5 protein-coding genes are annotated in these 5,971 nt (G+C 66.5%); 4 read left to right on the top strand and 1 reads right to left on the bottom strand.

Features of this window, described 5'->3' with window-relative positions:
- The first annotated feature begins 252 nt into the window (after nt 1–252).
- Both E8A12_RS03020 and E8A12_RS03015 read left to right on the top strand, forming a co-directional pair.
- Nucleotides 253–1,101, top strand: coding sequence for an ice-binding family protein (locus tag E8A12_RS03020; RefSeq protein ID WP_293366278.1), 849 nt, complete (start codon nt 253–255; stop codon nt 1,099–1,101).
- A gap of 337 nt (nt 1,102–1,438) precedes the next feature.
- Nucleotides 1,439–3,370 carry an ATP-binding protein gene (locus E8A12_RS03015; RefSeq protein WP_293366277.1) on the top strand — a complete coding sequence of 644 codons (1,932 nt, stop codon included), beginning with the start codon at nt 1,439–1,441 and terminating at the stop codon, nt 3,368–3,370.
- A gap of 58 nt (nt 3,371–3,428) precedes the next feature.
- Here the strand turns inward: E8A12_RS03015 and E8A12_RS03010 are convergent, their stop codons facing one another.
- The gene (locus E8A12_RS03010; RefSeq protein ID WP_293366276.1) at nt 3,429–4,106 is read right to left on the bottom strand and encodes a tetratricopeptide repeat protein; all 678 of its coding nucleotides are present in this window, start codon (nt 4,104–4,106) and stop codon (nt 3,429–3,431) included.
- A gap of 153 nt (nt 4,107–4,259) precedes the next feature.
- Here E8A12_RS03010 and E8A12_RS03005 point away from each other — a divergent pair, with 153 nt between their 5' ends.
- The gene (locus E8A12_RS03005) at nt 4,260–4,982 is read left to right on the top strand and encodes a hypothetical protein (protein WP_293366275.1); all 723 of its coding nucleotides are present in this window, start codon (nt 4,260–4,262) and stop codon (nt 4,980–4,982) included.
- An 11-nt stretch (nt 4,983–4,993) separates the two neighbouring features.
- Nucleotides 4,994–5,737, top strand: coding sequence for a hypothetical protein (locus E8A12_RS03000; protein ID WP_293366274.1), 744 nt, complete (start codon nt 4,994–4,996; stop codon nt 5,735–5,737).
- The last annotated feature ends 234 nt before the right edge of the window (nt 5,738–5,971 follow it).

Here is a 5,971-nt window from a genome sequence, read left to right as displayed (position 1 = left end):
GGCGAGGGTCGCGAACTTCTGCCAACCACTGCTTTGACGCCCCAAAGCGGAACGTTCGCTGCCCCCCGATCCGGTCCCTCGCGGGGGTCCGCTATCGGGCGCCGAGCTCCAGACTGCTTTCGACCCAAAGCAGACATGAGCCTTGGGCAGAGGGTCCGGTTTGAGATGTATCAAAGCAACCTAACCAAGGTGTGCGGGTTACGGCCTCAATCGCGACCCGGCGTTCGTCTGGATTGCGGTGGAGAACATCAAATGAAATCCGTCTCATCCACAGCGGCAATTGGCGCTCTGCTGGTTGTCGGCGCGATCCCATTCGTCACCCTGCTGTGTGCGACCTCTCCCGCGCACGCCGCCTCGCCCCTGGGTTCGGCGCAGAGCTTCGCAGTTCTGGGGGCCTCTACGGTGACCAACACCGGCTCGACCAAGATCAACGGCGATCTGGGTCTTTCTCCGGGCCCTTCGATCACGGGTTTGGGGTCGATCAGCCTCACCGGCGCCGTGCATCAGACCGACGCGGTCGCCGCTCAGGCCCAGATTGACGCCGGCACGGCGTTCACGACCCTGAACGGCTTGGCGTTCACCTCAGACCTTACGGGGGTCGACCTCGGTGGACAGAACCTGGCCCCCGGGGTCTACAGGTTCGACACCTCGGCTCAGTTGACCGGAGCGCTCAACCTCGACTTCGCCAGCGATCCCAGCGCGATCTTCGTGTTCCAGATCGGGTCGACGCTCACCACCGCCAGCGGCTCGTCCGTCAACATCCTGAATGGAAACGCCAACAGCGGCGTCTACTGGGATGTCGGGAGCTCTGCCACGCTCGGCACGACCACGGCGTTCGCCGGCGATATCCTCGCCCGCGACAGCATCACGCTGAACACTAGCGCGACGATCCTGTGCGGCCGAGCGATCGCCTTGACCGGCGCTGTCACCATGGACACCAACACCATCTCTGATAACTGCGCCAGCAGCGGCGCCGGCGGCGGCGGCGCCGGCGGCGGCGGAGGCCCTGTCCCCGAACCTTCCGCCTGGGCGCTGATGATCATCGGGTTCGGCGGAATGGGCGCGGTCCTGCGCCGTCGCCGTGGGATGGTTGCGGCCTAGCTATCACGGCAGACTTTGACGCGCCGCCGGTCTCCGGATCGGCGGCGTTGTCGTGTCCGCTTGCCCCTGAGCCGAAGTTGAAAAGGGCCGTGTGTGGACGCCCCTGCGCTGGGCCGCGACATATCAGCCCGAGCCTCGCGGGACGGCGCTTTTGGCGCGACCTTCAGCAAGCGTTAAGGGGGGCGGCCCCTGATCGGACGACACGCGGTTGAAGCGTGCAGGGGGACCATATGGGCGCGAACCGCCACCACACCCGGCGTCGATCGGCCTCGCCGCCGCGGTGCGGCATCCGCCGCCCTCTCTGGCGGGGGAAAGCTTAGCGGTTCGCTCCGCGCCCATGCTCTCATCCCCCAGCCTGGATCGGGATCGCCGGCGGTTCGCACCGATCGCCCACCGCAGCCAATACTTGCTGATCGTCAGCGCGGTGATCTTCGTGATCGCCCAGACCCTAGTGGCGCTGCTCGGAATCGCCGGCATGTCGGTCTCGGAGGTGGCGCGCGCCTATGTCACCGGCGAGGCGCAGTATTCGAAGGCTCAGCAGGAATCCGCCCTCTCGCTGGAGAGCTTCATCCAGTCGGGCGCCGACAGCGATTTCGCCCGCTATCTCGCCGCCCTGAACGTTATGAACGGCGACCGCGCCGCGCGATTGACCCTCGAATCCAAGTCGCCTGACCTGCGCGCCGCGGCGGCGGGCTTCAGGCACGGCCGCAACGCCACGGCCGACGTCCACGCAATGGTCACGGGCTTTCTCGTAATGCGGCGCTGGCCGCCGTTCGCCCTGGCGGTTGAGGATTGGCGCGAGGCAGACGCGAAGGTCGTGGCCCTGGAGGGTCTCGGCGACCGGATCCGTACCGAGGCGTCGACCGGGCCTGACAGGGCCGCGCGCCTGGCCGAAGCCCGGGAGCTGGACCGGATGGCCTCGGTCGCCGAGCGGCGTTTCTCCGACCAGATGGGCCGGGTCGCGCGCTTGGTGACGTCACTGGCCTACGCCGCGGTAGCGGCGCTGAGCCTGGCGGTATGCGCCATGGGAATGTGGGTGGCGCTTCGGGTGCATCAGGTCTGGGTCCGGACCGCCGAGGAACTGGCCGAAGCAAGAGACCGGGCGGAACAAGCGAACCGCGCCAAGGGCGACTTCCTGGCCAACATCAGCCACGAAATCCGGACGCCCCTGAACGGCGTCCTGGGCATGGTCCAGATCATGCGGCGTGACGAGCGCGACGCGGAACAGGGCCAGCGGCTCGACGTGATCGGCGACGCTGGGCAGGCGCTGCTGTCGGTCCTCGATGGGGTGCTGGACCTTTCGAAGATCGACGCCGGCCGGCTGGAGGCGGAACGCCATGCGTTCGATATCGAAGACATCGTGCGGCTGGCGACGGCGCCCCACGCCACGCTCGCTGAGCAGAAGGACGTGCGGTTCGCGGTCGAATGGCGACCCGAGGCCAAAGGGATCTGGCTGGGGGACGGCGGCAAGCTGCGTCAGGTGCTGTCGAACCTGCTCTCCAACGCCCTGAAATTCACCGCGGACGGCTCCATCGTCCTGCGGATCGCGCCATCGCAGTGCGGCCTGAGGTTCGACGTTGAGGACACGGGGCTAGGCATCGCCGCCGACAAGCAGGCGATGGTGTTCGAACCCTTCAGCCAAGCGGACGCCTCCACCACGCGCAAGTTCGGCGGAACCGGCCTCGGCCTGGCCATCTGCCGCCAGTTCGTCGCCCTGCTGGGAGGAGATCTGAAGTTGCACAGCGAACTCGGTGTCGGCTCGACCTTCTCGTTCGACCTACCCATGCCGCGCGGCGCTCAGGCGGCGGCGATGGTCGAACACCACCATGAGCCCGCGCCAGGTCCGGGACCGGACGCCAGGTGCGTCCACATCCTGGCCGCCGAGGACAACCCGACCAACCAGCTGATCCTGCGGGCGCTGCTGGAGCCGCTCAACATCGAGCTGACGGTGGTCGCCGATGGCCGCGAGGCGGTCGAGGCGTGGGCGAGCGGCGCCTTCGAACTGATCCTCATGGACGTCCAGATGCCGATCCTAAACGGCGCCGCCGCGACAATCGAAATTCGCAGCCGCGAACGCGCGGAGGGGCGGCCCCGCATCCCGATCATCGCCCTCACCGCCAATGTGATGCGCCATCAGATCGATAGCTACGCGGGAGCAGGTATGGACGGCTTTGTCTCCAAGCCCATCGAGATGTCCGAACTGCTCGGCGCGATCGAAGTGGCCCTGGCCGAGGACAAGTCGGCCGAGTTGAATGAGCAGGCCGTCTAATTTCGCCGAATGTCTGCAATGGGTGGACGTTGCCTCGGGGCTGCCAGCGTACCTTTGGCTAAGGTCTGTGAGACGGAACGGGCAGCGCAGGTATTTCCGGCAGGCCCTTCGAGCCGGTCCTTCCTGGAGCACAGGCCTGACGCAGGGCGACCAGGTCTTCGCCCTTTCTCGGCGCGCCCTGACCCGTTTCATACATCTGCAGAAGCGCGCATTTGGCGTTAGGGTCTCCCTGGTCCGCCATCTGCTGCACGCCGGGAAGCGCGCGGGCGGCGAGTTCGGCCATGCTGAGTTGTCTGCCGCCGTCGTACGAACCCCGGGTCTGGTAATACAGCATGCGCATCGCGCGCTGCTTTTCCGGGGGCGCGCCTTCGCCCGACTTCGCGAGCCACGCCAGACCTTCCTTATCGTCCTGCGGGACGCCCTGGCCACGCGCGAACATTAGCGAAAGCAACAGTTGCGCCTGGTGATTGCCGTTCGCCGCCGATTTTCGATACCAGCTCGCGGCCTTTCCGTAATCCTTGGCGACCCCTTGGCCCCCTTCGTACATCCGGCCGACTTCGTATTGCGCTTGGGTATCGCCGCTGTCGGCAAGGGGCAGAAGCCGGGTCATGGCCCCGGAATACTCCCCCCGTCGAAGGGCTTCCTGCCCCGCCTCCAACGGACCGGCGGCCGCCTGGGCGCAGATAAGAAGGGACAGGAAACCGGCGATCAGGAGGCTTGTGATTTTGGCGTCCATGTTCGCCCTAGTGGTGCCGTGGGGTGACGAGATCAAGCCCGGGTTCCCCCCGGAGCTGACGTTTGTTCAACACCTCCACTTTGGCACATCGATGCCGTTAGGCGGCGTCCACCCAATCGCTTATCGTCAAAACGGGCGATCCCGGGGGGCGGCATGGAAATCCACAAACCCAAGCCTTGGCATGGCTGGCGGGAGTTCCTGAAGGAAATCGCAACAATCGTGATCGGCGTGCTGATCGCTCTGGGCGCCGAACAGGGCGTCGAGTGGCTGCACTGGCAGGAGAAGACGCAGGCCGCGGAAGCGCAAATGCAGCGGGAGCTCAGCTTCTCCTGGGGAACCGCTGAGGAGCGGATCGAGGTGACACCCTGCCTGGAGCAGCGGCTCGCGGCGCTGGAGGACCGACTTCTGGCGCCCGGGACGCAATGGGCGCCCCTGCCGCCAATGGTTCATCCACTGACAGGTCCCGCCGTTTACCTCACCCCGTCCAGGAATTGGGACAGCGAGGTCTGGCGCAGCTTGGCCGCCGACGGGACCGTCGGGCACGTCGGCCGCGACCGCCAGGTGATGCTGGGGCGGCTCTACGTGCAGATCGGGCATATGGAGGCCGACAACCGGCTGGAGTTCTCCGAAATCGGCGAACTGAATCTCCTCGGACGCGCGCTCGACCTCGACCGGACGCAACGCCTCGCCCTGTCGCGGCTGATCGAACGTGAACGCTGGAGGGTGAAGGTCATGGGCGCCAACGCCAAGCAGATCCACGACAAGATCCCCCCGCTGATCCGCCCGACGATGATCGTGGCCAACACGGTCCTGGCCACTTCGGGCACCCTAAAGGCCTGCCGGGACCTGGGCCTGCTCGGGCCCGGGGCGCACTGACGGGGGGCGGTATGGACATCCACAAACCCAAGCCCTGGCACGGCGGGCGCGAATTCGCGAAGGAAGTCGGGACGATCGTCCTGGGTGTGCTGATCGCGCTGGCGATGGAGCAGGCCGCCGAGTGGGCGCACTGGCGGCAAAAGCTGTCGGATCTGAGGATCGCCATGACGTCCGAACTGGCCTCGGACGATGCGCCGCAGGCCTATACGCGAATGGCCATCGGCCAGTGCATGGACCGGCAGCTCGACGCGCTTCAGAGCGCGGCGGAGCAGGGCGTAAGCCGCGTCGAACTCGCCAAGCTCGCGAAGGCCTATCCGGCCTCGGACGAGACCTGGGACGACGAGGGATGGAAGGGATTTCTGGCCGCCGACGGACCCGCCCACATGAGCGCCGTCGAAGCGAACAGCTGGTGGTTCGACTACGCCCAGGCCACCAAGATGGACCAGATCGGCGACGACGAGCGGCAGGCCATCGGCGCCTTGCGCGCGATCCGTCCTAAGGCTGGCCCCATGAGCGAGCCTGAACTCCAGGACCTCAATCGCGCCGTCGGGCGCCTGCGCAACGACAATCGCTGGATGGTCCACGACGCGGCCGTGGTGCTGGGCGACCTGACCTATTTGAAGGGGAGCGCCCACGTGCCCCTGAACGAGGCGGCGATGCGCAGGCGGGTCGCCGGGGCCGCGAAGGACTATCACCTGAAGGATTGTGTCGTGGCCGTTGAGCTCATACCGGCCGGGCTCAAAGACACCCCCTGAAGCGCCGTCCGTATTTGGCGTACTGCACCTGCCGGATGGCGGACTGTCCGCCTTCCCCCCGATCCTGACCTTCACGGGGTCCGTGTGTGGACGCCCCGATGGATGCAAGAGGTTTTTCGAGCGGCGTTTGGTGCGCAGGTTCAGGTGCTTCCGTGTGTCCGGCCTGTAGTGCGGCCGTTCACTGCCGCTGGCCTGTATGGAGATCGCGGATCGGGTCCACTACGCTTTCCCGCG

The sequence above is a fragment of the Phenylobacterium sp. genome, assembly GCF_004799395.1.
In the GTDB taxonomy this organism is placed as follows: domain Bacteria; phylum Pseudomonadota; class Alphaproteobacteria; order Caulobacterales; family Caulobacteraceae; genus Phenylobacterium.
Note: the sequence above shows the minus strand (reverse complement) of the source record. Positions and strands in the feature narration are given on the sequence as shown.

What these genes read in the sequence shown, in the direction of transcription:
- E8A12_RS03000 (WP_293366274.1), top strand. Translation starts at nt 4,994, where the DNA reads ATGGACATCCACAAACCCAAGCCCTGGCACGGCGGGCGCGAATTCGCG.
- E8A12_RS03020 (WP_293366278.1), top strand. Translation starts at nt 253, where the DNA reads ATGAAATCCGTCTCATCCACAGCGGCAATTGGCGCTCTGCTGGTTGTC.
- E8A12_RS03015 (WP_293366277.1), top strand. Translation starts at nt 1,439, where the DNA reads ATGCTCTCATCCCCCAGCCTGGATCGGGATCGCCGGCGGTTCGCACCG.
- E8A12_RS03010 (WP_293366276.1), bottom strand. Translation starts at nt 4,106, where the DNA reads ATGGACGCCAAAATCACAAGCCTCCTGATCGCCGGTTTCCTGTCCCTT.
- E8A12_RS03005 (WP_293366275.1), top strand. Translation starts at nt 4,260, where the DNA reads ATGGAAATCCACAAACCCAAGCCTTGGCATGGCTGGCGGGAGTTCCTG.